At 71.0% G+C, this 25112-nt stretch carries 25 protein-coding genes; 10 read left to right on the top strand and 15 right to left on the bottom strand.

What is annotated here, in order from left to right; genetic code table 11:
• Positions 1-18: 18 nt before the first annotated feature.
• A complete protein-coding gene (locus tag ACIP9D_RS25055) occupies positions 19-1407 on the bottom strand; it encodes a PLP-dependent aminotransferase family protein (protein ID WP_350873306.1) in 1389 nt (462 codons plus the stop codon).
• Positions 1408-1454: 47 nt separating this feature from the next.
• Here ACIP9D_RS25055 and ACIP9D_RS25060 point away from each other — a divergent pair, with 47 nt between their 5' ends.
• The 3 genes from ACIP9D_RS25060 (at position 1455) to ACIP9D_RS25070 (ending at position 4214) form a co-directional block, all read left to right on the top strand.
• Positions 1455-1916: a carboxymuconolactone decarboxylase family protein gene (locus tag ACIP9D_RS25060; protein ID WP_350873307.1), complete on the top strand. Its 462-nt coding sequence runs from the start codon at positions 1455-1457 to the stop codon at positions 1914-1916.
• Positions 1901-2728 carry an isocitrate lyase/phosphoenolpyruvate mutase family protein gene (locus ACIP9D_RS25065; protein WP_350873308.1) on the top strand — a complete coding sequence of 276 codons (828 nt, stop codon included), beginning with the start codon at positions 1901-1903 and terminating at the stop codon, positions 2726-2728. The genes ACIP9D_RS25060 and ACIP9D_RS25065 overlap by 16 nt, the downstream gene beginning before the upstream one ends.
• 154 nt (positions 2729-2882) lie before the next feature.
• Positions 2883-4214, top strand: coding sequence for an alpha/beta hydrolase (locus tag ACIP9D_RS25070; protein WP_350873309.1), 1332 nt, complete (start codon positions 2883-2885; stop codon positions 4212-4214).
• Positions 4215-4262: 48 nt separating this feature from the next.
• Here ACIP9D_RS25070 and ACIP9D_RS25075 read toward each other — a convergent pair whose 3' ends face one another.
• Positions 4263-4859 (bottom strand): hemerythrin domain-containing protein, encoded by a 597-nt coding sequence (locus ACIP9D_RS25075; RefSeq protein WP_350873310.1) that lies wholly within the window; start codon positions 4857-4859, stop codon positions 4263-4265.
• Positions 4860-4867: 8 nt separating this feature from the next.
• On the opposite strand from ACIP9D_RS25075, the gene ACIP9D_RS25080 reads away from it, so the two are divergent.
• Positions 4868-5116 carry a hypothetical protein gene (locus ACIP9D_RS25080; protein WP_350873311.1) on the top strand — a complete coding sequence of 83 codons (249 nt, stop codon included), beginning with the start codon at positions 4868-4870 and terminating at the stop codon, positions 5114-5116.
• 23 nt (positions 5117-5139) lie between these two features.
• Here ACIP9D_RS25080 and ACIP9D_RS25085 read toward each other — a convergent pair whose 3' ends face one another.
• Positions 5140-6387, bottom strand: a complete 1248-nt coding sequence (locus tag ACIP9D_RS25085) for an MFS transporter (protein WP_350873312.1) — start codon at positions 6385-6387, stop codon at positions 5140-5142.
• A 246-nt stretch (positions 6388-6633) separates the two neighbouring features.
• Between ACIP9D_RS25085 and ACIP9D_RS25090 the strand changes: the two genes are divergently transcribed.
• Positions 6634-7569, top strand: coding sequence for a DMT family transporter (locus ACIP9D_RS25090; RefSeq protein WP_350873313.1), 936 nt, complete (start codon positions 6634-6636; stop codon positions 7567-7569).
• A gap of 36 nt (positions 7570-7605) precedes the next feature.
• Positions 7606-9117, top strand: coding sequence for a leucyl aminopeptidase (locus ACIP9D_RS25095; RefSeq protein ID WP_350873314.1), 1512 nt, complete (start codon positions 7606-7608; stop codon positions 9115-9117).
• A 42-nt stretch (positions 9118-9159) separates the two neighbouring features.
• Here ACIP9D_RS25095 and ACIP9D_RS25100 read toward each other — a convergent pair whose 3' ends face one another.
• Together ACIP9D_RS25100 and ACIP9D_RS25105 are read right to left on the bottom strand one after the other, a co-directional pair.
• The gene (locus ACIP9D_RS25100; protein ID WP_350873315.1) at positions 9160-9648 is read right to left on the bottom strand and encodes a pyridoxamine 5'-phosphate oxidase family protein; all 489 of its coding nucleotides are present in this window, start codon (positions 9646-9648) and stop codon (positions 9160-9162) included.
• Between the two features lie 20 nt (positions 9649-9668).
• On the bottom strand, positions 9669-11120 hold the full coding sequence (locus ACIP9D_RS25105) for an MFS transporter (RefSeq protein ID WP_350873316.1): 1452 nt from the start codon (positions 11118-11120) through the stop codon (positions 9669-9671).
• 98 nt (positions 11121-11218) lie between these two features.
• Between ACIP9D_RS25105 and ACIP9D_RS25110 the strand changes: the two genes are divergently transcribed.
• A complete protein-coding gene (locus ACIP9D_RS25110) occupies positions 11219-11713 on the top strand; it encodes a helix-turn-helix domain-containing protein (protein WP_350873317.1) in 495 nt (164 codons plus the stop codon).
• Positions 11714-11716: 3 nt separating this feature from the next.
• Here ACIP9D_RS25110 and ACIP9D_RS25115 read toward each other — a convergent pair whose 3' ends face one another.
• The 8 genes from ACIP9D_RS25115 to ACIP9D_RS25150 form a co-directional block, all read right to left on the bottom strand.
• On the bottom strand, positions 11717-12232 hold the full coding sequence (locus ACIP9D_RS25115; RefSeq protein ID WP_350873318.1) for a hypothetical protein: 516 nt from the start codon (positions 12230-12232) through the stop codon (positions 11717-11719).
• Between the two features lie 171 nt (positions 12233-12403).
• Positions 12404-13654 (bottom strand): multiple monosaccharide ABC transporter permease, encoded by a 1251-nt coding sequence (mmsB, locus tag ACIP9D_RS25120; RefSeq protein WP_350873319.1) that lies wholly within the window; start codon positions 13652-13654, stop codon positions 12404-12406.
• Positions 13651-15189 (bottom strand): multiple monosaccharide ABC transporter ATP-binding protein, encoded by a 1539-nt coding sequence (gene mmsA / locus ACIP9D_RS25125; protein ID WP_350873320.1) that lies wholly within the window; start codon positions 15187-15189, stop codon positions 13651-13653. Before mmsA ends, mmsB begins: the two co-directional genes overlap by 4 nt.
• Before the next feature lie 82 nt (positions 15190-15271).
• Positions 15272-16414, bottom strand: coding sequence for a multiple monosaccharide ABC transporter substrate-binding protein (chvE, locus tag ACIP9D_RS25130; RefSeq protein WP_350873321.1), 1143 nt, complete (start codon positions 16412-16414; stop codon positions 15272-15274).
• Positions 16415-16693: 279 nt separating this feature from the next.
• Positions 16694-17701 (bottom strand): LacI family DNA-binding transcriptional regulator, encoded by a 1008-nt coding sequence (locus ACIP9D_RS25135; protein ID WP_350873322.1) that lies wholly within the window; start codon positions 17699-17701, stop codon positions 16694-16696.
• Positions 17702-18037: 336 nt separating this feature from the next.
• Positions 18038-18766 (bottom strand): tetratricopeptide repeat protein, encoded by a 729-nt coding sequence (locus tag ACIP9D_RS25140; RefSeq protein WP_350873323.1) that lies wholly within the window; start codon positions 18764-18766, stop codon positions 18038-18040.
• Between the two features lie 62 nt (positions 18767-18828).
• The gene (locus tag ACIP9D_RS25145; RefSeq protein ID WP_350873324.1) at positions 18829-19590 is read right to left on the bottom strand and encodes a GNAT family N-acetyltransferase; all 762 of its coding nucleotides are present in this window, start codon (positions 19588-19590) and stop codon (positions 18829-18831) included.
• A gap of 116 nt (positions 19591-19706) precedes the next feature.
• A complete protein-coding gene (locus ACIP9D_RS25150) occupies positions 19707-20597 on the bottom strand; it encodes a LysR substrate-binding domain-containing protein (RefSeq protein WP_350873325.1) in 891 nt (296 codons plus the stop codon).
• Between the two features lie 185 nt (positions 20598-20782).
• On the opposite strand from ACIP9D_RS25150, the gene ACIP9D_RS25155 reads away from it, so the two are divergent.
• Positions 20783-21502, top strand: coding sequence for an SDR family oxidoreductase (locus ACIP9D_RS25155; protein WP_350873326.1), 720 nt, complete (start codon positions 20783-20785; stop codon positions 21500-21502).
• Here ACIP9D_RS25155 and ACIP9D_RS25160 read toward each other — a convergent pair.
• Positions 21433-22545 carry a saccharopine dehydrogenase NADP-binding domain-containing protein gene (locus ACIP9D_RS25160; protein ID WP_350873327.1) on the bottom strand — a complete coding sequence of 371 codons (1113 nt, stop codon included), beginning with the start codon at positions 22543-22545 and terminating at the stop codon, positions 21433-21435. The genes ACIP9D_RS25155 and ACIP9D_RS25160 overlap by 70 nt on opposite strands.
• Before the next feature lie 98 nt (positions 22546-22643).
• Here ACIP9D_RS25160 and ACIP9D_RS25165 point away from each other — a divergent pair, with 98 nt between their 5' ends.
• Both ACIP9D_RS25165 and ACIP9D_RS25170 read left to right on the top strand, forming a co-directional pair.
• A complete protein-coding gene (locus tag ACIP9D_RS25165) occupies positions 22644-23600 on the top strand; it encodes a helix-turn-helix domain-containing protein (protein WP_350873328.1) in 957 nt (318 codons plus the stop codon).
• 89 nt (positions 23601-23689) lie between these two features.
• Positions 23690-24376 carry a DNA alkylation repair protein gene (locus ACIP9D_RS25170; protein ID WP_400451047.1) on the top strand — a complete coding sequence of 229 codons (687 nt, stop codon included), beginning with the start codon at positions 23690-23692 and terminating at the stop codon, positions 24374-24376.
• Between the two features lie 34 nt (positions 24377-24410).
• On the opposite strand, the gene ACIP9D_RS25175 is transcribed toward ACIP9D_RS25170, so the two are convergent.
• The gene (locus tag ACIP9D_RS25175) at positions 24411-25064 is read right to left on the bottom strand and encodes a Crp/Fnr family transcriptional regulator (RefSeq protein WP_350873329.1); all 654 of its coding nucleotides are present in this window, start codon (positions 25062-25064) and stop codon (positions 24411-24413) included.
• Between the last annotated feature and the right edge of the window lie 48 nt (positions 25065-25112).

Genomic DNA, 25112 nt, shown 5'->3' on the forward strand with positions numbered 1-25112 from the left:
TCGACCGTGCCGGCGCGGTCAGCTCGCCCGTAACACCCGGGCCAGGGTGTCCAGCGCGGCGGGGTAGCTGGCCTGGCCCGGGGTGGCGTAGCCGACGATGATGCCGCGGGTGTCGACGCCGCCGGGGACGTGCCAGTGGGCACGCAGACCGTTGAGGGCCAGGCCCTGCGCGGCCGCTCGCTCGATTACCCGGTCCTCGGTGGGGCCGGCGTCGGGCAGCTGGATGAGGGCGTGCAGGCCGGCAGCGACGCCGTGCAGCCGGTGGCGGCGGCCGATGCGCTCGATGAGCAGATCTCGGCGCCGGCGGTAGCGCAGCCGGCAGGCGCGGATGTGTCGGTCGTACCCGTGGTCGGTGATCAGGTCGGCGAGCGCGAGCTGGCCGATGGTCTCGGTGTGCAGATCGGTGAGGCGTTTCGCCCGGGTGACCGGCTCGACCAGACGCTCGGGCAGGATCATCCACGCCAGCCGCAGGGCTGGTCCCAGCGTCTTCGCCGCGGTGCCGACATAGACGACGTGCTCGGGGGCCATGCCCTGCAGCGCGCCGACGGGCTGCCGGTCGTAGCGGAACTCGCCGTCGTAGTCGTCCTCGACGATCAGCCCGTCGCGCTCCTGCGCCCAGGCGACCGCCGCGTGGCGCCGCCCGGGCTGCATCGTCACGCCCGTCGGGTACTGGTGCGCCGGGGTGAGCACCGCCGCCCGCGCCGCGGCCAGGCCGCCCGACCCGAGCAGGTCGGTCCGCGCGCCCTGCGCGTCGACCGGCAGCGCCAGGACGTCGGCGCCCGCATGGCGTACGACGTCGCGGTGGAAGGGGAGGCCGGGGTCCTCCATGGCGATCGCCCCGCCGACGACGCCGGCCAGCAGCGAGAGGGCCTGGACGTACCCGGAGCAGATGACGATGCGCGTCGGGTCGGCGAGAACGCCCCGGGCACGCCCCAGGTACTCCACCAGTGCCGAGCGCAGCTCGATGCGGCCCTGCGGGTCCGCGTAGTCGTAGGCCGAGGCGGGCGCGCCGGCCAGGGCACGACGGGTCGCGCGAAGCCACGCGTCGACGGGGAAGGTGGCCACGTCGGGGCTGCCGGGGCGCAGGTCGAGGCGCGGTGCCCGCTCCGGAACGCGGCGCGTGACCGGGCCCGCCGGCCGGGGGACGCCGACCACAGTGGTGCCCGACCCGGTACGGGCGGCGAGATAACCCTCGGCGACGAGCTGCTCGTAGGCAGCCGCCACGGTGTTGCGGGCCAGCTTCAGCTCGGCGGCGAGCACCCGGGTCGAGGGCAGCCGGGTCTGGGGAGCGAGCCGGCCGGACCGGATCGCCTCGCGCAGCGCCCGTTCCAGGCCGAGCCGCCGACCGACGGCGGGATCCAGGTCGAGGTGAAGGTCGACGCCAGAATTGGCCCAATCAACAGTCACAGTATTGGAGCCTAACAGGGTGCCACTTTGACCGTACCGTCGTCGTCATGAGCAACGTGAGCACCGAAGTCCCCGTCCGCGTCGCCGTCGGCGACCTCGCCCCGCACATCGAGAAGGCCATGAACGCCCTGGACGCGGCGGCCCGCCGCACCCAGCTGGAGGCCGGTCTGCTGGAACTGGTCCGGGCCCGCGCGTCGCAGATCAACGGCTGCGCCTACTGCGTCGACACGCACACCCGCGACGCGACCGCTGGCGGAGAGGATCCCCGCCGGCTGCACGCGCTGCCCGTCTGGCGCGAGACCCCGTTCTTCACCGCCCGGGAGCGGGCGGCCCTGGCGCTGACCGAGGCGATGACCCGGTTGAGCGAGGCACCGGTGGGCGACGAGACGATCGCGCAGGCGGCCGAGCACTTCACCGAGACGGAGCTCGCCGAACTCATCTGGGCCGTCACCGTGATCAACGCCTGGAACCTGCTCGGCGCCACCGCCCGGCCGTGGCCACTGTCGTGACCCCGCCCAGTCGTTGGTCTCCCGATGCGCAGGATCGGGAGACCAGCGACCCCGCCGCGGCCGCCAACGACCGGGCAAACGCGCTGCGCGGCATGCATCAGCCGGGCGCGCCGCTGGTGCTACCCAACGCGTGGGACTGCCTGTCGGCGCGCCTGGTCGAGGCGGCCGAGCAGCCCGCGGTGGCCACCAGCAGCGCCGCGATCGCCGACAGCCTCGGCTACCGCGACGGGGAGGCCACCCCGGTCGCCGAGATGCTCGACGCGATCAGTCGCATCGTCGCCGCGGTGCGGGTGCCGGTGACCGCCGACCTGGAGCGCGGGTACCGGATGCCGGCGGCCGAGCTGGTGGAACGCCTCGCGGCCACCGGCGCGGCGGGCTGCAACCTGGAGGACTCGGATCCGCGTACCGGCGCCCTCGTCGACGCCGAGCGCCAGGCGGACTTCCTCGCCGCGGTACGGGCCGCGGCCACGGCGGCCGGCATCGACCTGGTGGTCAACGCCCGGATCGACACCCACCTGGCCGGGTCCGACCGCGAACCGGGCGCCCGCGCGGCTGAGACGATCCGGCGGGCGCACCGCTACCGAGCGGCGGGCGTCGACTGTGTCTACCCGATCCTGCTTCGCGACGAGACCGAGATCGCCGAGCTCGTCGCCTCCGCCGGCGTGCCGGTCAACATCCTCGCCGGCAACGGGCTCACCGTCGCCCGGCTGGCCGGGCTCGGCGTGGCCCGGATCAGCTTCGGCGCCCAGCTCTACCAGAGCACCCGCGCCCACCTCGCGGGCCTGATCGGCGAGCTCGCCAACCCTCGCTGAACCGCTGCCGGAGCCGCCGCGGGCGACTTCGGCAGCGGTCCACACTCACCGCCATCGTTCTTCCAACGGAGCGAAGGTGTGGACCGCCGGCCTCCGCACTGAGAAGATACTTGCGCTCTCAGTGCAGAAACTCCGTCCACCACCTGGAGGATCGATGCATTCTCGTCGCCGAGGAGTGCTCGCCCTGATGGCCGGGGCAGCGCTCGCCGCCGGCCTCGCCGTCACCGCCGTACCGTCCGCCGCCGAGGCCGGCACCGCCGCACCCGCGTACCGCCCGGTGATCTTCGTGCACGGCAGCGCCGGACCAGCGTCGCAGTTCCAGACCCAGGCCAAGCGCCTGGCCAGCAACGGCTACCCGATCGACATCATCGAGGCGCACGAGTACGACTCACCGAACATCGCCACGATCCTGCCCCAGGTGTACGCGGGACTGGACGCGCGCATCTCCCGCCTGCTGGCGGCGACCGGCGCCGACAAGGTCGACCTGCTCGCGCACTCCCTCGGCACCTTTGTCATGCAGGGCTACCTCACCAGCTCGCCGGCCCGGGCCGCCCGGGTCGCGCACTACGTGAACCTGGACGGGCGCGTCGCGGCGGCACCACCGGGTGGCGTGCCGACGCTCGCGATCTGGGGCGAGGGCGACCCGGCCCGAGCCATCGTGGACGCGACGAACGTGCACTTCCCGGAGCAGTCCCACACACAGATCGTGTCGTCAGCGGAATCGTTCGGCGAGGTCTTCCGGTTCTTCCGGGGCCGGGCGCCACACACGACGCGAATCGTGCCCCAGCTCTTCGGCACCGCCCGGGTGTCCGGCCGCGCGGTGCTCTTTCCGAGCAACGCCGGCGTCACCGACGCGACGCTCGAGGTCTACCCGGTCAGCCCGCTGACGGGCGCTCGGCTCTCGAACCGGCCCACGCACCGGGCGACACTGACCGGCGACGGCTCGTTCGGACCGTTGCCGGTACTCGCGACCGCCCGCTACGAGTTCGCGATCGTGCGCGCCGGTGCGGCGACGCACCACTTCTACTTCCAACCGTTCCTGCGGTCCGACTCGTTCGTACGCCTGGCGACCAGCCGGCCGGGCGAGGGCCTCAGCGGCCTGGTCGACACCAGCGACCGGCACACCGCGCTGACGATCCAACGTCAGAAGGAGTGGTGGGGTGACCAGGGTGACGCCGGCGACGACCTCTGGATCAACGGCCGGTCCGTCCTGAACCCCGCGAACACACCGCGCGTCAAGCGGACGATCGCGCTCTTCGCGTTCGACGACGGCAGCGACGGCGTCACCGACCTGTCCGCTCCCCTGCCGGAGTTCTTCAGCCAGACCTTCATCACCGGCATGGACGTGTTCATCCCGGCCACCCCGGCGCACCTCGGCCTCGTCTCGGTCGCGGTGCGCCATCGCGGCGGCGGTTACGACGTGGTCAACGTGCCCAACTGGAAGTCCAGCGAGCATCGGGTGACGGTGAACGTCGACGACTTCTGAGCGGGAGCCGCCGGCCGGACGAGCCGCGACGGGTGGCCGCGCTCCGGATCAGCGCGAGATCGCGTGGCTGCGTGGCGGCGTGGCGGTCCCATGGACGCGCTTGGCGTGGGCGGCGTAGAGGCGGGGTCCGATGATCGGCATGAGCAACCGAGCCGGCAACGGGGCCTCGGCGAGGACGTGCTTGATCACCTCGGGGTCGCCCTCGTACATCGCCATGCCGAAGGTCAGCGGAAGTTGCTTCTTCGGAGTCGCCTTGAGTCCGTGCTCGCCAAGTTCGTTCCACTCGCTCGCGGTGACGTACCGCTGAGCCAGCGGGAGGATCTCCGCCTCTTCCAGGTCCATGTGCTCCAGGAGCACCGCGTACAGCCGTTCCAGGACGTCCGCCAACTCGTCGCCGCCCCGGCCGGTGGCGCGCCAGCCGGGAAGCAGCCGGGCGACCGCGCCGCCGGCCTCCTCGATGGCGTGGTGCTGCGCCTCCATCGTGGGGACGATGGCTGCGGCCTCCGCCCCGCCGCGCTCGTGCAGCCGCGGCCAGAGCAGCAGGTCCTCCCCCTCGTGGTGGTTGTGCAGGATGCGATACACCAGGTCGGCGTGGGCGCCGACGACCTCCGCGCGCTTGGCGTCACCCGGCACGACGTCGCGCACCAACTGCGGTGGCACTGGACCGCGCAGATCTGGCCCAGCCTGTCATCGACGCGCTGCTTCCGGCACGCGAGCAGCTCGCCGGCTTTTCCAGCACCACGGTGGCGCTGCGACCGATAGCGCTGACCCTCGGCGAGCTGTTCCGCCTGCGCGGCCAGACGGAGGAGGCGAAGCGGCACTTCACGCTCACCGCGGAGGTGGCGCGTCGATGGGAGTCGCCGCGCTGGCTCGCGGAGGCGGAGGCGGCGCTCGCCGGCTGAGTGATCCGCGGGCGGGGGCTGTGTCAGGCGCGACCCGCAGCGCGCCTGCGGGCCAGGCGCGGCACCAGCGTCGTGCCGCCCACGAACAGCAGTCCGGCGATCGACAGCAGGGCGCCGACCCACGCCGTCGCCAGGTACCCGTGGCCGCCCGCGATCACCACGCCGCCCAGCCACGCCCCGATCGCGTTGGCCAGGTTGAGCGCGGAGTGGTTCGACGACGCCGCCAGCGCGGGCGCGTCCGGCGAGGCTTCCATGAGCCGGATGGTGAGCCCCGCGCCGAGCACCTGACACACCAGCCCGATCGCGAAGATGAGCAGCACCGCGGCCACCGGTGACGAGGCGGTGAGCGCGTAGAGCGCGAGGACCGCGGTCATCGCCACGAGCGAGCCGATGAGCGTGCCCAGCGCCGACCGGTCCGCCAGCCGGCCGCCGAGCAGCGCGCCGACGGTCATCCCGAGGCCGAAGACGGCGAGAACCCACGGCACCGCCCGGGTCGGCATCCCCGCGACGTCGGTGAGGGTCGGCGCGACGTAGCTGTAGACCGCGAACATGCCGCCGAAGCCGACGGTGCCGGTGAGCAGCGCGATCCAGACGTGTACCCGGCGGAACGCACCCAGCTCCCGGGCGACGCTGGCGCCGGCCACGGCGGCCACGGGCGGTACCCACCGCCGGACCGCGAGGATCGTCACGACGCCGATCCCGGCCACCAGCGCGTACGAGGCGCGCCAGCCGAACACCTGCCCGGCGAGCGTGACGAACGGCACGCCGACGATGTTGGCCACGGTCAGCCCGACCATGACGCGCCCCACTCCCCGGCCCTTGCGCTCCGGCGGAACGAGCCCGGCCGCCACGACGGAGGCGATGCCGAAGTACGCGCCGTGCGGCAGACCGGTCAGGAACCGTGCGCCGACCAGCGTCCAGACGCCCGGGGCGAGAGCGGTCAGCGCGTTGCCCACCACGAAGGCGAGCATGAGCACGAGCAACAACCCGCGCCGCGGGACCCGGGCCGCGAGGGCCGCGATGACCGGAGCGCCGACGACGACTCCCAGGGCGTACGCGGTGATGCCGTGCCCCATCACCGGGATGGAGACGTGCATCTCGTCGGCCATCTGGGGCAGCAGGCCCATGGTGGCGAACTCGGTGGTGCCGATGCCGAAGCCGCCGATCGCCAGCGCGAACAACGCCGCCCCGGCCGGACCGCGTGCGTCGGGCGCGTCCTGCCGCGTGGGTCGGACCTGGGTGGTGCTCACGATGCTGTCTCCGCTCGCCATGGCGTCACCGCCCCGCGAAGGGACCGAACTTCCACGACGGCATGGAGGCGGGGCTCGGGCCATGGTGCCCCTCGGTTGTTACCGATCACTCAACGACGGGTGGCCGGGTGACGCGAATTACCTGCGGAACCGGCAGTCGCCGGGCCCGCAATATGTAGCGGAACTTAACGGAGATGCAGAATCTGTCGCTTGTCCTACCGAGGTCGGGCGCGGCACCGTTCAGGTCGGCCGATCAAGGAGATCACGGTGAACGCTGTCAGGGGCAGGACGTGGGCGTCGGCGCGGATAGGCGTGCTCGCGTTGTTGTGGGGATCGACCTTCCTCTGGATCGAGCTGGCCCTGGACGCGCTGACCCCGGTCCAGGTGACCCTCAGTCGGTGCGTGCTCGGCTCGGCCGCGCTGCTGGTCGCCTGCCTCACCTCCGGCCGGCGGCTGCCCCGGAACCGGGCGACCTGGGGCCACCTCGTCGTGGCCGCCTTCCTCTGCAACGCCCTGCCCTTCGCCATGTTCAGCATCGGCCAACAGAGCATCGACTCCGGTCTGGCCGGCGTACTGAACGCGACCACCCCGCTGTGGGCGCTGCTGATCGGCGTGCTGATCGGCGCCGAGCGGGGACTGCGGCCGGTCCGGCTGGCCGGGCTCCTCCTCGGGTTCGCCGGGGTCGTGCTGATCTTCGCGCCGTGGCAGACCACGGGGCCGGTCGGCTGGGGCGCGCTCGCCGTCCTCACCGCCGCGGCCAGCTATGCCGCCGGCTTCGCGTACATGGGCCGCAACCTGGTCGGCAGGGGCATCCCCACCATCTCACTGTCCGCGGCGCAGCTCGTCGCGGCGACCGGTCTGACCGCGTTGACCCTGCCGGCCGGCGGCCTGGCCGTGCCCGTGCTCGGCCCGCAGACCCTGATCGCCGTGGTGATCCTGGGCGTCGTCGCCACCGGAATCACCTTCCACCTCACCTACCGGACCATCGCCGCCGAGGGCGCCACCAACACGGCGACCGTCGGCTATCTGCTGCCGGTGGTCTCGGTGGCGCTCGGCGTCATCGTCCTCGACGAGGCCTTCAGCCTCCGGGCGGCGGCAGGGATGGCGGTCGTACTCGTCGGAGTCGGCCTCACCCGTTGGCGGCATCGGTCGCCGGCACCGGCGCCGGTGGACCCCCGGGCCATGGCCGCGCCCAGGACCTGACCCACCGCCTCGCGAGAAAGAGAGGACCGTACGACAGTGACCGCACTGACGGTAAGTACGACCCCCGTGGCTTCGCTGCCCGCGGACTGCATCGTGATCGGTATCGCCAAGGGCCCGACCGGGCCGGTGTTGGCGCCCGGAGCGAGGGCGGTGGCCGATGCCTTCGACGGCACGCTCGCCGGCCTCCTTGACACCTTCGGCGTCACCGGCGCCGAGGGCGAGGCGGTCAAGCTCCCCGCACCCCGCGGCGTCGAGGCCGGGCTCGTCCTCGCGGTCGGCCTCGGTGACGCCGCCGACGACGACGGCTACGACGACGAAGCGCTGCGGCGTGCCGCCGGGGTCGCCGCCCGGACTCTCGCCGGCGCACAGACGGTCGCCCTGGCGCTGCCGGCCGGGACCGACACGGCGGTGGAGGCGATGGCGCTGGGCAGCCTGCTCGGCGCCTACTCCTTCACCGCCTACCGCTCCACCGGCCACGCCGCGACCCCGGTCCGGAAGATGGTGATCCTCGCCGACCGCGACGGCCGGACCGACGCCGAAGCCGCCGTGCGCCGGGCCACCGTGCTCGGCCAGGAGTTGAACCGGGCCCGCGACCTGATCAACACGCCGGCCAACGACCTGCATCCGGAGAGCTTCGCCGCCGCCGTGGTCAGGGCCGGCCACGAGTACGGGCTGGCGGTCGGGGTGCTCGACGAGGAGGCGTTGGTGGCGGGCGCGTTCGGCGGCATCCTCGGCGTCGGGCAGGGCTCGGTCCGTCCGCCGCGGCTGGTGCGGATCGCCCACACGCACCCCGAAGCGACCACGAGTCTCGCCTTCGTCGGCAAGGGCATCACCTACGACTCGGGCGGCATCTCCCTGAAGCCGGTCGGCGCCAACGAGATCATGAAGCGCGACATGTCCGGGGCGGCAGCGGTGTTCGCCGCGGTGCTGGCCATCGCCCGGCTCGGCCTGAGGGTCAACCTGACCGGCTGGCTCGCGCTGGCCGAGAACATGCCGTCCGGGTCCGCCCTGCGACCCGGTGACGTGCTGCGCATGTACGGCGGCCGAACGGTCGAGGTGCTCAACACCGACGCCGAGGGTCGTCTCGTGCTCGCCGACGCGCTGGTGCGCGCGAGCGAGGAACGCCCCGACGCGATCGTGGATGTGGCCACGCTGACCGCTGCGATGCGGTTCGGCCTGGGTAACGAACTCTTCGGGGTGATGTCCAACGACGACGCCTTCCGCGACCGGATCCTCGCGGCGGCCGACCGGACCGGCGAGCCGGCGTGGCCGATGCCACTGCCCACCGGTTTGCGCAGGAGCCTGAACTCGCGGGTGGCGGACATCGCCAACTACGGCGACCGGATGGGTGGTGGCCTGGTGGCCGGCCTGTTCCTTCAGGAGTTCGTGCCTACCGGAATCCCCTGGGCGCACCTGGACATCGCCGGACCTGCCTTTCACGAGGGTGAGCCGCGCGGCTACACCCCCAACGGCGGCACCGGCTGTGCGGTTCGAACCCTGGTGCGGTTGGCGCAGGACATCGAGGTCGGTGGCCAGGATGCCTCGTGAAACGTGGCATCCCCGGGCGGCGTGCCCGGCGTTCGCCGGCCGTCAGTCGACGCTGTCCGCCCGCCAGATCCTGCTGCGCAGGTCGGCGCCCCGGATGACCTGCACACGCCACGGCGTGAGGCGGAGGACGTGCAGCTGCGGATCGGCGGGCCCGGCCCTCCAGTACCGGCCGAGGTCGTAGCCGACCCGACCGGGGCTGCCGTCGCGGTACAGCTCCCACACGTGTTGCTTGATTCCGAGGTCGTCGACCCATTCGGCGACCGTGTCGATCGCCACCGCGTTCTGCCGGGGACTCCAGTAGGAGAACGTGGCGTGCGGGTTGGCGGCGAGATGCGCCGCCTTCACCGGAGTCCGGTAGGTCGCCAGCCAGCCGACCGGCCTCGTGTCGACGACCTCCCACACGGCGATCAGCACCCGGGCCCGCGGTCGCCCCTTGGCATCAACCGTGGTCATGGTGGCGTAGACGATGTCGCTCAAGTAGTCGTCGAACTGGCCCTGGATCGCCGCGAAGGACGAAACCCTGCTTGCCATGGACGTACCTCCCGGGTGGGTCAGGCCGAGGCCTCGGTGGCTGCCGGCACGGGTGCGGTCTCGACGTCGGCGGCCGTGGTCACCGTGCGGCGACCGAGGCCGACCGCGGTGATGGCGGCGGCCAGGACCGCGACGACGAGCGGTACGACCAGGGCCGCGCGGATCGCCTCCAGCTCGAGCCCGGTCGCGTCTGCGCCGTCGCTCGCGGCGACACTGACCGCGGTCACGGCGGAGATGCCCAGGGCGGTGCCGAACTGGATCGACGTGTACAGCAGACCGCCGGCCAAGCCGTGCTCCTGCTCGTCGATGCCGTCGGTGGCGGCCATGGTCAGCGGGCCGTAGGTCAGCGAGAAGGCCAGGCCCAGCAGCAGCATGGTCGGCAGCATGGCGGCGTACGTCCAGTCCGACCCGACCGGCAGGAACAACGCGTAGGCCAACGAGGCCGACAACAGCCCCCCGAAGAGCACCCGGACGTTGCCGAAGCGGTTCACCAGCCGCGGCGTGAGGGTGGGGGCGAGAATCGTGTCGATGCCGATGACCAGCATCGCCAGGCCGGTCTGCAACGGGCTCCAACCCCGCAGTTCCTGCAGGTACAGCGTGGCCAGGAGTTGGAAGCCGGCGAACGAGCCGAGGAACAACAGCGCGCCGAGGTTGGCTCGGACCAGCGACCCGGAGCGGAGGATGCCCAGCCGCACCAGCGGGCTGGCCGATCGCCGCTCGGTCACGACAAAGGCGATCGCCAGGGCCGCGCCCGCCGCGAACACCCCGAGGGTGGCGCCCAGGCCGTCACCCCCGTGCTCCAGGCGGACCACCCCGTAGACCAGCAGCAGCATCGCCCCGGTAATGCTGAGCGCGCCGGCCAGATCGAACCCGCCGGCCCGCGACCTCGCCCCGCCGCGCTCCTTGAGCAGGGGGATGGCCGCCAGCAGGATCACCGCCGAGAGGATGACCGGCGCGAAGAACACCCACCGCCATCCGACTGCCACCAGCAGACCGCCGGCGACGAGCCCGAGCGAGAAGCCTCCCGCGGCGGTGGCGGCGTACACCCCGAGCGCCTTGGTGCGCTGTGGGCCCTCCGGGAAGTTGCTGGTGACCAGCGCCAGCCCGGCGGGCGTCATGAACGCGGCGGCGACGCCGGTGACGAAGCGGGCCACGAGCAGCATCCAGCCCTCGGTGGCGAGTCCGCCCAGACCGGAGAAGACCAGGAAGACGGCGAGCCAGAACAGGAACATCCGGCGGCGACCCAGCAGGTCGGCGACCCGGCCGCCCAGCAGCATGAAGCCGCCGTAGCCGAGCACGTACGCGCTCACCACTCCACTGAGCGTCCCGGTGGACAGCCCGAGATCCTCGCGGATCGCCGGCAGTGCCACGTTCAGCATCGCGACGTCGATCCCCTCCAGGAAGATCGCGCCGCACAGCACGAACAGCACCCCCCACGCCCGTCCGTCCATCCGACCGCTCGGCGTAGCCATCATCGACTCCCCTCGAAGACCGGCGACCCACGTGGTTCTTCCAGTGCATGCCGGTTCCTTCTTGTAACCAGCAGAATCGTCGGGCACCATCGGGAGCCATGGAAGACGGAACTTCCCAGTCCCTCGGTTACTGCGGGGATACCGACGCCGACTACGACGTGTTGCAGTGGGACACCCGGGAGGACTGCGAGGTCCGACAGATCCTCGACCGGGTGGCGGACAAGTGGTCCCTGCTCGTCATCGCCCTGCTCGACCGCCGGACCCTGCGCTTCACCGAGCTGCGCCGGGAGATCGACGGAATCAGCCAACGGATGCTCGCCCGCACCCTGCGCCACCTCGAGCGCGACGGTTTGGTCGGGCGGACGGTATATCCGACGGTGCCGCCGCGGGTCGACTACGAGCTCACCCCGCTCGGCGCGACCCTGCACGAGACCATTCGTGCCCTGGTCACCTGGACGGAGTCGCACCAGAAGGACATCGCGGCCGCGCGGACCGCCTACGACGTCCGGATAGCGAACGAACAGTCGCAGGCCGAGCGGGAGGCCGCACAGCGCGAGCTCATCGCCCGGAGCGTGTCGACCGGCCGGCGGTGAACCTCAGGTCGGCTCGCTGAGCGCGTCCCACTCCTCGGCGGTGGTGGGAAACGGCTGCCAGTACGGCAGGTAGAACGGCCGCCACGCCGGAGTGACCATCGAGAAGGACGCCAACTCCGGGTCCGCGAGCATGCGGTAGACGAACTCCGTCATCGGCATGTCGAACCGGTGCCACGGATGAGGAGGGTCGTGCCGAGCCACCATCGGCCACCGCTCAGGCGCCACGGAGCGGTCCGCGAGCCAGTAGTACTGACCGCCGGCCGAGTCGTGACCCCACTCGATCAGGCCAGGGCGCACGCCGGGCTCGTACAGCTCGTAGGGGGCGTACCAGTCCGCCCGGGAGTCGTCACGCTCGCCCAACCAGTGCCGCATGGAGTTCCACCACCGGAGCATCGACGTCGAGTCGTGATCGGTGGTCGGTCGCAGCAGGTCGAGGTGCGCCATGAAGAGGCCCGGCACGAACCGCCGGCACAACTCCTTGAAGTCCCCGGGCAGCGTGACGCCGAGTTCGGCCTCCACCCGCTCGCACCATCCGCAGCCTCGTGGCGCCATCCGGTGACGTCGACGATCGGGTCGATCCACGTCAGCTGATCGTTCACGGCCGGCAAGGTAACAGCACGGGCGGACAGACGCCGCCCGCCGACTCAGGACATCGGCGATCCGTCTCAGACGGGCGGCGTCGCAACAGCCTCAGCGGGCCGTGCCGGCCCGGCGCTTGTTGTAGACGTCGAAGGCCACGGCGACGAGCAGGACGAGCCCCTTCACCACCGACTGCGTCGACTGGTCGACCCCCATCAGCTGCATGCCGTTGCTCATCACCGCCATGATCAGACCGCCGACCATCGCGCCCACCACCGTGCCCACCCCGCCGGTGACCGCTGCGCCACCGATGAAGGCGGCGGCGATCGCGTCGAGCTCGAACATGTTGCCGGCGGCGGGCTGCGCCCCGTTGGACCGCGAGGAGTAGATGACGCCGGCCACCGCTGCCAGGAAGCCCATGTTGACGAACATCCAGAAGTTGACCGTGCGGACCTTCACCCCCGACAGCGCCGCGGCCGAGAGATTGCCGCCGATCGCGTAGACCTGCCGACCGAAGACGGTACGCCGGGTGAGCAGGCCGTAGACCAGCACCAGGACGGCCAGCACGATCAGCACGATCGGAAGCCCACGGGCGTGCGCCAGCTGCCAGGCGAAGTACATGATCACCGCACCGACCACGGCGACCCGGGCGACGAACAGCGGGAACGACTCCACGGGCTGCTGGTACCGGATCCGCGCGACGCGGGTGCGGAAGCCGCTCACCGCGTACCCGGCCACGGCCACGGCGCCGATGAGCAGCGTGAACGCGTCGTAGCCCTGCCCGCCGAGCAGGCCGTTGAGGAATCCCGCCGCGACGCGCTGATACTCGGCCGGGAACGGCGACAGCGAGATGTTGTCGAGCACGCGCAGGGTGAGGCCGCGGAACAGCAGCATCCCGGCGAGGGTCACGATGAAGGCCGGGATGCCGACGTACGCCACCCAGAAGCCGTGCCACGCGCCGACCGCGACGCCGACGACAAGCGCGGCCAGGATGCCGACCCACCACGGGTAGCCCTGCTGGATCACCAGGACGGCGGAGACCGCGCCGGTCAGCGCCACCACCGACCCCACCGACAGGTCGATGTGCCCGCCGATGATCAGGATGACCATGCCGATCGCGAGGACCAGGATGTACGAGTACTGGAGGACGACGTTGGTGATGTTCCCGGGGCTCAGCGACACCCCGTCGGTCAGGACCGCGAAGAGGGCGACGATGACGACCAGGGCGACGTAGATCCCGCTCTGCCGCAGGTTGTTCAGCACCAGGGCCCGCAGGTCGCTCGTCCCGGTGTGCAGGGCGGCGGCCGGCGTGCCGTCGGGGGGCGTCGGGCGCTCCGTCGAAGGGGTCTTGGTGCTGGTCATCCGATGAGCTCCTTGTCCTTGGTCATCAGCTCCATGAGGCTTTCCTGGGTCGCCTCGCCCGCCGGCAGCTCACCGGTGATCCGGCCGGCCGCCAGGGTGTAGATGCGGTCGCACATCCCGAGCAGCTCCGGCAGTTCCGAGGAGATGATGATCACCGCCTTACCGTCGGCCACGAGCCGATTGATGATCGTGTAGATCTCGTACTTCGCCCCGACGTCGATCCCGCGCGTCGGTTCATCCAGGATCAACACGTCCGGGTCGGTGAACAGCCACTTCGACAGCACAACCTTCTGCTGGTTGCCGCCGGAGAGCTTGCCGACCACGGCCATGACGCTGGGCGCCTTGATGTTCATCTCCCGCCGGCTCTGCTCGGCGACCTTGATCTCCTCGTTGCCGTTCACCCAGCCCAGCCGGGACAGCCTGGCCAACGCGGCGGCGGAGACGTTGCGGCGGACGTCGTCGATGAGGTTCAGGCCGAACCGCTTGCGGTCCTCGGTCACGTAGGCGATGCCGTGGTCGATCGCCTCGGTGACGGTACGGGCGTGGACCTCCCGCCCGTGCATGAACAGCCGTCCACTGACGTCGCGGCCGTACGACCGGCCGAACACGCTCATCGCCAGCTCGGTCCGGCCAGCCCCCATCAGCCCCGCGATGCCGACGACCTCACCGGCCCGCACGGACAGGCCGACGCCCTCGACGACCATCCGGTCCTGGACCGGATGTCGCACCGTCCAGTCCTCGATCCGGAACACCTCCGCGCCCGGCGACGACTCCCGATCGGGGTAGAAGCTGTCCAGGTCGCGCCCGACCATGCCTCGGATGATCCGTCCCTGGGTCACCTCGTCGGCGCGCATGTCGAGGGTCTCGACGGTACGTCCGTCGCGGATGACGGTGGTCGAGTCGGCGATGGCGGTGATTTCGTTGAGCTTGTGGGAGATCATGATGCAGGTGATCCCCTGGTCCCTGAGCTGCCGCAACAGGTCGAGCAGGTGAGCCGAGTCGACCTCGTTGAGGGCGGCGGTCGGCTCGTCCAGGATGAGCAGGCGCACCTTCTTCGACAGCGCCTTGGCAATCTCCACCAGTTGCTGCTTGCCCACCCCGAGCTGGATGACCGGGGTGACCGGATTCTCGTGCAACCCGACGGATGCCAGCAGCTCCGCCGCATCGGCGTTGGCCCGGTTCCAGTCGATGAGCCCGCCGCGGCCGCGCCGCTCGTTGCCGAGGAAGAGGTTCTCGGCGATCGACAGGTACGGCACCAGGGCGAGTTCCTGGTGGATGATGACGATGCCGTTGGCCTCGCTGTCCCGGATGCCCCGGAACTGCATCGGCTTGCCCTCGAAGAGGATCTCACCGTCGTACGAGCCGGTCGGGTGGACGCCCGACAGCACCTTCATCAGGGTGGACTTGCCGGCACCGTTCTCGCCGCAGATGGCGTGGATCTCCCCCCGGCGCACCGCGAGGTTCACGTCCTCGAGCGCGGTCACCCCGGGGAAGGTCTTCGTGATGCGACGCATCTCGAGGATGGTGTCGTCCATGGTCACTGTCCTCATCGTCAGATCCGGACGCGGTACGTCATGACACCGGGCCCGGCGGTGACCGCCGGGCCCGGTGGACGGCTCAGCCCTTGGCCTGGCCGGCGGCGACCTCTTCCGCCGTCCAGTAGCCGGAGTCGATCAGCGTAGCCTTGATGTCGTCCTTGTAGACGGTCGCGATCGGCAGCAGGTAGGCCGGGACGACCTTGACACCGTTGTTGTACGTCTGCGAGTCGTTGGCCTGCGGCTGCTTGTCCTGCAGGAACGCCTCGGCGGCGTTCACGGCCTGGTCGGCCAGCAGTCGGGTGTCCTTGAAGACCGTCGAGCTCTGCACCCCGTCGTTGATCAGCTTGATCGAGGCGATCTCCGCGTCCTGGCCGGTCACCACGGGCATCTTCTTACCCGCGGCGCCGTAGCCGGCGTTCTGCAGCGCGGTGATGATGCCGCGGGAGATGCCGTCGTACGGCGACAGGACCCCGTTGACCAGAGCGCCGTCGTTGTAGCTGGAGGTGAGCAGGTCCTCCATCCGCTTCTGCGCGGTCTCCTGCTGCCACCGCAGGATGGCCACCTGCTCGATGGCGGTCTGGCGCGACTTCACCCGCAGCGTGCCGGCGTCGACGAACGGCTTCAACGTCTCCATCGCCCCGCCGAAGAAGTACTGGGTGTTGTTGTCGTCGAGCGACCCGGCGAACAACTCGACGTTGAACGGACCCTTCGCCGTGCCCTTCGAGCCGTCCTTGTTCTGCAGGCCGAGACCGACGAGCAGTGCGGTGGCCTGAGCGACGCCGACCTTGAAGTTGTCGAAGCTGACATAGAAGTCGACGTTCTTGCTGCCGCGGATCAACCGGTCGTACGCGATGACCGGGATCTTCGCGTCGGCGGCGGCCTGTAGCTGACCACTGAGCGCCGTACCGTCGATCGCCGCGATGACCAGGACGTCCGCGCCCTGGGTGATCATCTGGTCGACCTGCTGCGACTGGGTGGGGATGTCGTCACCCGCGTACTGGAGGTCGACCTTGTAGCCCTTCGCCTCGAGCTTCTGCTTCACCGCGTTGCCGTCGGCGATCCACCGCTCGGAGGTCTGGGTCGGCATCGAGACGCCGATGGTCAGGTCGCCGGGCTTCTCACCGCTGGTGTCACCGCCACCGCCGGCACCCTCACCGCTGCACGCCGCCAGACTGAGCGCCAACACCGCACCGCCGAGAGCAACCAGGAATTTCCTGCCCACGGGCGTCTCCTCTCTGGACTCCCCGCCGATCACCGGGGCCACCTGTCACCTTTCCGGGTAGTGTTAGCGCTCACATGCCACACGTCAACACTTACTCCGAAATACCGGCGTCACGGTCTCGTAACGGAGGCACCCGCCGGCGAAGCCCCACCCGCCCCCGTCCACAACGGACATAGCTGGCAGCGGCTGACCGGCGTTGCCGGCAATCAGGGCGAGGTTACTGCCCAACCCGTACCTCAGGTAGCCCCGGTGCGGCGGTGGCCGGGGCGCCCGGGCGGCTCAGTGGCGGGGCGGTGCGACGCTACCGCGGGCGACCAGGGTCGGGGCGATGGTCTGCCGTGGCGCCCCGCCGGTGCCCGATTCGATCTGGGCCAGCAGCAGCTGGAGACTCGCCCGCGCCACCGCGTCGAAGTCCGGCCGGACGGTTGTCAACGGCGGAATGAAGTACGCGGCCTCCGGCACGTCGTCGAAGCCGACCACGCTGATGTCGTCCGGCACCCGCCGACCGGACTCGTGCAGTGCCCGCAGCACGCCGAGCGCGAGATGATCGTTGGCGGTGAAGATCGCGGTGACCTCGGGCATCCGTGCCAACAACCGCCCACACCGGTAACCCGAGGCCGCGGACCAGTCCCCCGGCATCAACGGTGGCGGTTCCACCCCCGCGGCCAGCAGCGCCGCCCGCCAGCCTTCGATCCGACCGGCGCCGTCGAACCAGTCGGCCGGCCCCGACACGTGCCAGACGGTGCGGTGCCCGGCGTCGAGCAGATGCTGGGTCGCCGCTCGGGCACCCGCCACCTGATCGACCGTCACCAACGGCACCGGCCGGCGCGGGTCGCCGTCGACCGTGACCAGCGGGACGTCCTTGGGTAGGCGCTCCAGCGCCTCACCGGCCGACTCCACCGGCGCGATGACCACGATGCCGGCGACCCGGTGCGACAGGTGCCGCTCGACCGCGGCCGAGATGGAATGGTGGTCCAGGTTCCGCACGCTGCCCACACTGACCGCGAAACCCTCTTCCGCGGCGGTCTGGTCCAATGCCGCCAACAGCGACGCCGGACCATAGAGGGTCGTGTTCTGCGCCACCACGCCGATGACCTGCGATCGGCCGGTCACCAACGCGCGCGCGGCGCCGTTCGGACGGTAGCCGAGCTCGGCGATCGCCGCCCGTACCCGCAACCGGGTCTGCTCACGGACGTTGGGGTGCCCGTTGAGCACCCGCGACACCGTCTGATGGGAGACACCGGCCAGACGAGCAACGTCGGTCATCGCCGGACTGCGCACGGCCATTTCACTCCTCCGCCCACGTCCGATCCGCGGCCCGTCGACGTTGACTGGAGCGGCCCGGCCCGATCCCTCTCGCTCAGCCCACCACACCGGTGCCGAGTGCCAGGTGATCATCGCTGAACCGCCAGCAGTCTACGTCAGCCGCGGGCGAGCCCCGGCCGAGCGACGCGACGGTGGAAGGGCGGTGGGGGACGGCGCCCGCGGCGCCGGGTAGGGCTCCGATCAGGGCAGGCTCATGATGTGATCGCTAACATCGCTTCCGTCGGGGAACGGCGATCCGATGACTGCAGACCGACCGCTGACATGACCGGCGGCGAGGCTGCCCTACGGATCGTCGCGTCAGCGTCGGTCGTCGGCGAAGGCCGTACGCGGGTCGAGGAGCTGTCCTCGTGCGTACTCCTCGCCGAAGGCGTCCGGGCCGAGCGCCTCGATCGCGGCGGCGCGCGCCCTGGCGAGGTCGGCCGCGTCGTCCGGGTCCGGGACCTGGCCGAGTGACGCGAACGAGGCATCCGCGACCCCGATCATCCGCGCCGCCCGAGCGTGATCGCCGTCGGCCGAGCCGAGCGCGGCGCCCGCCACGCAGACGTACGGCACGAAGTCGGTCCAACCGTTGCGGAACACCCGCTCGCGACCCTCGGCGAACAGCTTCCTCGCCACGTCGAGATTGCCCAGGCCCAGCTCGCAGAACGCGAGGTTGTGATATTCCGAGTTGACAATCTTGGACTGGCCGAGCGACTCGTTGAGCGCGATGCTGTCCAGGTACAGGCCCCGCGCGCGGGACAGATCGCCGGACATCCGCGCCACGGCGGCCAGCACGTGCCGCGGCCGTTCCTCGAGGCTGCGGTCGCCGGAGCGCAGCGCGACCTCAAGAGCCTCCCGGGCCCGAGCCTCCCCGCCCGGCAGGTCGCCGCCGCGGATGGCGACCCGGGCCAGGCTGTACCGGGCCTCCACCTCGCCCGCCGGGTCGCCCGCCGCCTGGGCCCGCTCGATCTCGGCCTCGCTCATGCGCACCACGGCGTCGGTCTCACCGCGCCGGAAGGCCGAGCGCACGTTGTCACTGAAGTTCATGGGTCCTCTCCCACAGGTGTGCCAGCCAGGCACGGTGTTCGACGGCTGGAGGGTCTCGCCCGTCACCGTGAGTGGAACACGGTCCAGGTCTCGACGAGACGGAAGCCCATCGACTCGTAGAGCGGGCGGCCCATCGTGCTGGACTGCAGGTAGGCCGCGTCCGCGCCGGCGGCGAGGCCGTCGCGCAGCACGGTCTCGGTGATCGCCCGGCCCAGGCCGTTGCCCCGGACCGACGGAACGACGGCGATGTTGAACACGCCGATGACCCCGCCGGTCCGCATCCCGAGCCCGGTGCCGGCGGGCAGGTCGCACTCCTCGGCCAGATAGCCGGTGATCCGGTCGGCGTCGAGCACCCCACCGCCCATCAGCGAGCCGAAGACGCCCTCGGGAGCTTCGAAGCCCCGGGTGAGAGCCTCGGTGTAGAGGTCGCTCTCGACCGCGCCGACCTGTCGCACCAGACTCCGCTGCGCTTCGGTGGCCCGGAACACGATCTCCTCCGCGGCGCAGGCCAGCAACGGCAGGTCGCTGCGTTCGACCAGCCCGTGCCGGGCGGCGAGATCGGCGACCTCGTCGCCCGCCTCGCCACGCACCATGATCGACCAGTGTGCGGCCTGCCGGCCGACCTCGATCGCCATCGCGTCGAGCGACCCGAGATCCGGCTCCGGCGTCGTGTCGTACGCCACGTTGAGCGTCGCGACGCCGGCCTGGGTCACCGCCGCGCGGGCGGTGCCCTTCTCGGCGTACCAGCCCTTCGGGGTCACCCCGCAGAGGAACTCGATGGCGTCGAAGTACGCCGCCGCCATCCGATCGGCGGTGGTGTTCATGGCTGTCTCCCTCGGGTTGCCGCGGCCCGCAGCAACCTAGCGGGGGCGACCCGGCACACTCCAGGCGCGAACCCGTTCGGTGGGTGATCTCACGGCCGCCTGCGCCCGGTCGTACGTCAGGTGCTCGGCGGCCGGTCAAGGCCGACGGGTGCCTGCCGCGCGGCGATGTCGACGAACTCGTGCACCAGGGGTGACCGGTTGCTCTCGGCCCAGGCCAGGCAGACCTGGTTGGGCCGAAGGTCCTCGACGAGCAGGTGGACGACGTCGGGCCGGGTGTAGAACCTCGCCGTCGACAGGGGCAGGATCACCACCCCGCCGTACGCGGCGACGTGTTCCAGCTTCTCCTCGACCGAGTTGAGCGCGGGCCGGGGGCGGGGATCGAGGTCGGCCGGCCGGTTCGGCAGGTCACGCCACTCCGGTACCGCGTCCGGGTCCTGGAGCAGACGTTCCTCCATCAGTTCGGCCAGGCCGATCGACGCCTTGCCGGCCAGGCGGTGGTCGCTGGGCAGAACCACGACGCGGGGCTCGGTGAACAACGGGCGCTGGCGCAGGCCGCGCTGGTCGACCGGGAGCCGTACGTAGCTGACGTCGGCCCGCCCCTCGTGCACCACCTCGACCTGGTCGTTCCAGGAGGTGCGCAAAACGCCGACGGACAGGTCGGGGTGCCGCTGGGCGATGACGCGGGCCTCGGCGGTCACGATGATGCCGGGCATGAAGGCGATGGTGAACGTCGGCCTGCCGTGCGCGGCCCGGTGCACCCGCCGATGCAGTGCCTCGGCCGAGGCGAGCAGCGGGTAGGCGTCGGCCAGCAACTGGCGGCCGGCCTCGGTCAGCACCGTGGAGCGGCGGTCCCGGACGAAGAGCTCGGCCCCCAGTTCGTGCTCGAAGGCCCGGATCTGACGCGACAGGACCGGCTGGGCGATGTGCAGCCGCGTCGCGGCCCGGCCGAAGTGCAACTCCTCGGCGACCGCCACGAAGTAGCGGAGCTTACGCAGATCGACGTCCACCGCGCCCCCGTCCCGGTCTGTTCGGTGTTCGCTCCCGACGTTCCCCGATACCCGCCGGGTATGACCGGGACGATACCCAACGAGCATCACAGGAGGTGAAAGAGGTCTTGGACGTGGGTGTGGTGGCCGGCGCAGGGTGGAAACCGGCTCCACCACCATCGGACAGGATCAGGAAGGACAGGACCATGGCCCTCACCGACCAGCGCGTCGTCGTACTCGGCGGAACCTCCGGGATCGGGCTCGCCACCGCCACCCTGGCCGCCCGCGAGGGCGCCCAGGTCGTGGTCGCCTCCAGCAACCAGGGCAGCGTGGATCGCGCCCTGTCGGCCCTGCCGACGGGCACCGCGGGATACGTCGCCAACCTCACCAACCCGGGCGACGTGTCCCGCCTCTTCGAGGGCCTCGGCCCGTTCGACCATCTGATCTACACCGCCGGCGAACCGCTCGCGCTGATGTCCGTGGACGCCCTCGACCTGACCGCCGCCCGCGCCGCGTTCGAACTGCGCTACTTCGGCTCCCTGTCGGCCGTCAACGCGGCAGTCCCGTACCTGCGGCCCGGTGGGTCGATCACGCTCATGACCGGCACCGCCAACTACCGGCCGAGCGCGGGCTGGTCGGTGGCGGCCAGCATCACCGGGGCGATCGACGCGCTGGTCCGCGCACTCGCCGTCGAGCTCGCCCCGATCCGCGTCAACGCCGTCTCCGCCGGCGTGATCCGCTCGCCGCTCTGGGACTCGCTGCCCGACGACACCCGCGAGCAGATGTACGCCCAGCTCAGCGAAGCGCTCCCGCTCGGTCGGGTGGGCGAGCCCGAGGAGGTCGCCGAGGCTTTCGTCTACCTGCTGCGGGCGACGTACGCCACCGGCACGGTGGTGACCGTCGACGGTGGCACCCTGATCGCCTGAGAAGGCTCGTGGTGCGGTTCGAGCGTGACGTGCGCGGACAGCGCGCGGAGGAAGTCGGGCGCGTCGAAGATCTCGCCGGCGGAGGCGACGCCGCTCGTCCTCGTCCGACCATCGAGAAGGCGATGGACCGCCTCGACCGCCAGCGGTGCGCTGATGGCGTAGATGTCCTGGCCGCTGGCGACGACGCGTCGCTGCGTGTCGCCGGAGCGCACGATGACGTCGACGGTGAACGTCTGCGCGGACCGGCCGCGCTCGTCGACCGCGGTCGGCGCGGGTGCGTCGGGGGCGGCCAGATCCCGCGCCGCGTCGGTGGTCATGTACGTACGCACCTCGGGGATGGACAGGTGGCTGGGGACGGTGACGATGTCGGCCATCGAGAACTCGCCGAGGACGCTCCGGCGGCCCATCGGGGCGGGAAAGTCCCAGTCCAGGGTCGGCAGACCGCGCTCGTCGACGTAGTACTCCAGCCGGCCACCGGTGTAGCGGACCCGTTGGCCGCCGCGCCGCTCCCGGGAGACGGTGCCGGAGAAGAGGGTCCCGGCCGTGGGGTGCCAACTGCTCAGTCCGTACGCCACGTGCGCCTCGTCGGCCGCGGTCCAATCGCCCATCGCCGTCGTGACCAGCAGGTCGCCGAGTCCGCCGAAGAAGGCCATCGCCGGGACCACCGCGACGCCGGCGCTCCGGGCGCGCTCGGCGAAGTGCGTGAACGTGTCGAGGTTGGCCTCGATCTCGGCCGCCACATCCACGTACGGGATCCGGGCGCGCAGGGCGGCCTCGATCACGGGGGCCGCGGTCGAGGCGAACGGTCCCGCACAGTTGATGACGGCAGCGGCGCCCTTCAGTGCCTGGTCGAGCGAGGCCGGGTCGTCGACCGACGCGACCCGGTGAGCGAGCCCTGGATGGGCCGTCGCCAGCGCCTGGAGCTTGCCCGCGTCGCGACCGACGAGGAGCGGGACGAATCCGCGATCGCGCAACTCCGTCACCACGAACCGCCCGGTGTGCCCGTACGCACCGAACACCGCCACGGTCTGATTCGAACCCATCACGGCTCCTCCCCTTGAAAGATCGACCAAGGAGATCCTCTCCGTGCGGCCGGCCCTGGCCTAGTGTCTGGAACGCCATTACCCGTACAGTTTCGGACATGGCCACGATCGCGCTCGCCGCCACCGACGGGATGCTGCACTTCGAGCTCGCCATGGCCTGCGAGGTCTTCGTCCGCGACCCCTCGGGCCTGGCGGACCCGTGGTACGACCTCGTGGTCTGCGGCCCGGGCCCGGTCCGGGTCGGCAGGTTCCGGATGGAACCTGACGCCGGGTTGGACCGACTGGCCCGCGCCGACACCGTGATCGTTCCTTCCGTCGAGGACATCGACGCGGAGGTGCCGGCCGACCTGCTCGACGCCGTCCGGGCGGCCCACCAGGCGGGCGCTCGGATGGTCTCGCTGTGCACCGGTGCGTTCGTGCTGGCCGCCGCCGGGGTGCTGGACGGGCTGCACGCGACCACGCACTGGGCCCACACCGAGGCGCTGGCAGCGCGCTATCCCTGGGTGAAGGTCGACCCGGACGTGCTCTACGTCGACAACGGCAACGTGCTCGCCTCTGCCGGCAAGGCCGCCGCGATCGACCTGTGCCTGCATCTGATCCGCCGCGACCATGGCTCGACGGTCGCCAACGCCGTCGCCCGCCGCCTGGTCGTACCTCCGCATCGTGCCGGCGGCCAGGCCCAGTTCCTCACCACCCCGGTGCCCGCCCGCGAGGACCATCCCCTCGCCCACGTGCTTCCCTGGGTGATGGAACGGCTGGACCGTCCGCTGACCGTGGAGGACCTGGCTCGCCAGGCGAAAATGAGTTCGCGCAACCTGGCCCGCCACTTCAAGTCGGTGACGGGCACCACCCCACTGCACTGGCTGTCGACGCAGCGGATCCGCCGGGCCCAGGAGCTGCTGGAGAACACCGACAACAGCATCGACGCCATCGCGCAGGCGGCCGGCATGGGGACCGCCACGACGCTGCGCCGACATTTCCACCGCACCGTCGGTGTACCTCCGGACGCCTATCGCCGCACCTTCCGCAGCGTCGGGCCCTCGTCAGGATCGTGATCGACGTACGCGTAGGCGTCCTCGCGTCGGACACGCTGGCGCGCGGCGAAGTCGTAGGCTGCATCGCATGTGACGGACAGGAGGCTGAGGTGACCGAAACGACGCTCAGCGAGTCGACGGTGGCCGAGGTGATGGCCGAGCTGGCAGCGCTCGAGGACCCGAAGACACGCGAGGTGAACGAGAAACACGGTGACGATCACGGCGTGAACCTCGGCAAGCTGCGCGCGCTCGCGAAGCGGCTGAAGACGCAGCAGGAACTCGCGCGCCGGCTCTGGGCGACCGATGACACCGCGGCGAGACTGCTGGCGCTCCTGATCTGCCGCCCGAAGGCGTTCGAGCGTGACGAGTTGGACGTCATGTTGCGCGAGGCGCGCAAACCCAAGCTGCACGACTGGCTCGTGAACTATGTGGTGAAGAAGAACCCGCACTCCGAAGAGCTGCGCCTGTCCTGGTCCGCCGATCCGGATCCGGTGGTCGCGAGTGCCGGCTGGGCGCTGACCACCGAACGCGTGGCGAGGAAACCCGAGGGCCTCGACCTCGCCGGGTTGCTCGACGTCATCGAGACGAAGATGAAGGACGCCCCCGATCGCCTGCAGTGGGCGATGAACCACTGCCTGGCTCAGATCGGGATCGAGCACGCCGAGCACCGGGCCCGCGCGATCGGCATCGGTGAGCGCCTGCAAGTGCTCAAGGACTACCCCACCTCCCCGGGCTGCACGTCTCCGTTCGCGCCCACCTGGATCAACGAAATGGTGCGCCGGCAGCACGAAAGGTAGGACGGATCCGCGACCCCGGGCGACTGTCTGCCGGTCAGGAATCGTTCGACAAGAAGTCCAGACGCCCGCGATCGTCGATGACAATTCCCTGTTCGGTCAGCCGGACGGCGCCAGCAGCGGTCAGCCGCGCCAGAGCCCGGTTGATGGTGACCCGGCTCAGCCCGAGCATGCGCGCCAACTGCTCTTGCGATCCTCGCCAGGCCACCCGATCCGCCGGATCCTGCGCGTTCAGCCAGGCAGCCACTCGAGCGACCGCCGGTAGCGTGACGGCCTGCGCGAGCCGCTGCCGACCGGCCATGGCGTCCCGCGCGAGCTGTCCGAGCACATGCCTACGCACCGACTGTTCGTCGTCGAGCAGGCGCAGAAACCGGATGCGAGGCAGCAGGCGCGCGGTGACCCCGGTAATCGCTACCAACCCGGTTGAGGGCGTACCGCCATCCAGCACGGCGGACTTGTCCACGATCGCCGGGCCCGTCCACTGATCGGGCCACACCTCGACGCCGGTGGGTGCGGCGTGGGTGGCAACCACGGTGCCGGACAGCAGCAGGACCACGGCACTCGCCTGCTCACCGGCCGGTCGAATCAGCGCCCCGGCGCCGAACCGTACCGCGCGACTGTCCCGGGCAACCGCCTCCAGCTCGACCGGGGACAGCGCTCGTAGCGCCGGGATGAGATCCAACGAAGTCATGTATCAAGTGATACAGCGCCGCACGGCGCCGACGTCCTAGCGTGCCCG

This window comes from Micromonospora sp. NPDC093243 (assembly GCF_044753725.1).
GTDB lineage: Bacteria > Actinomycetota > Actinomycetes > Mycobacteriales > Micromonosporaceae > Micromonospora.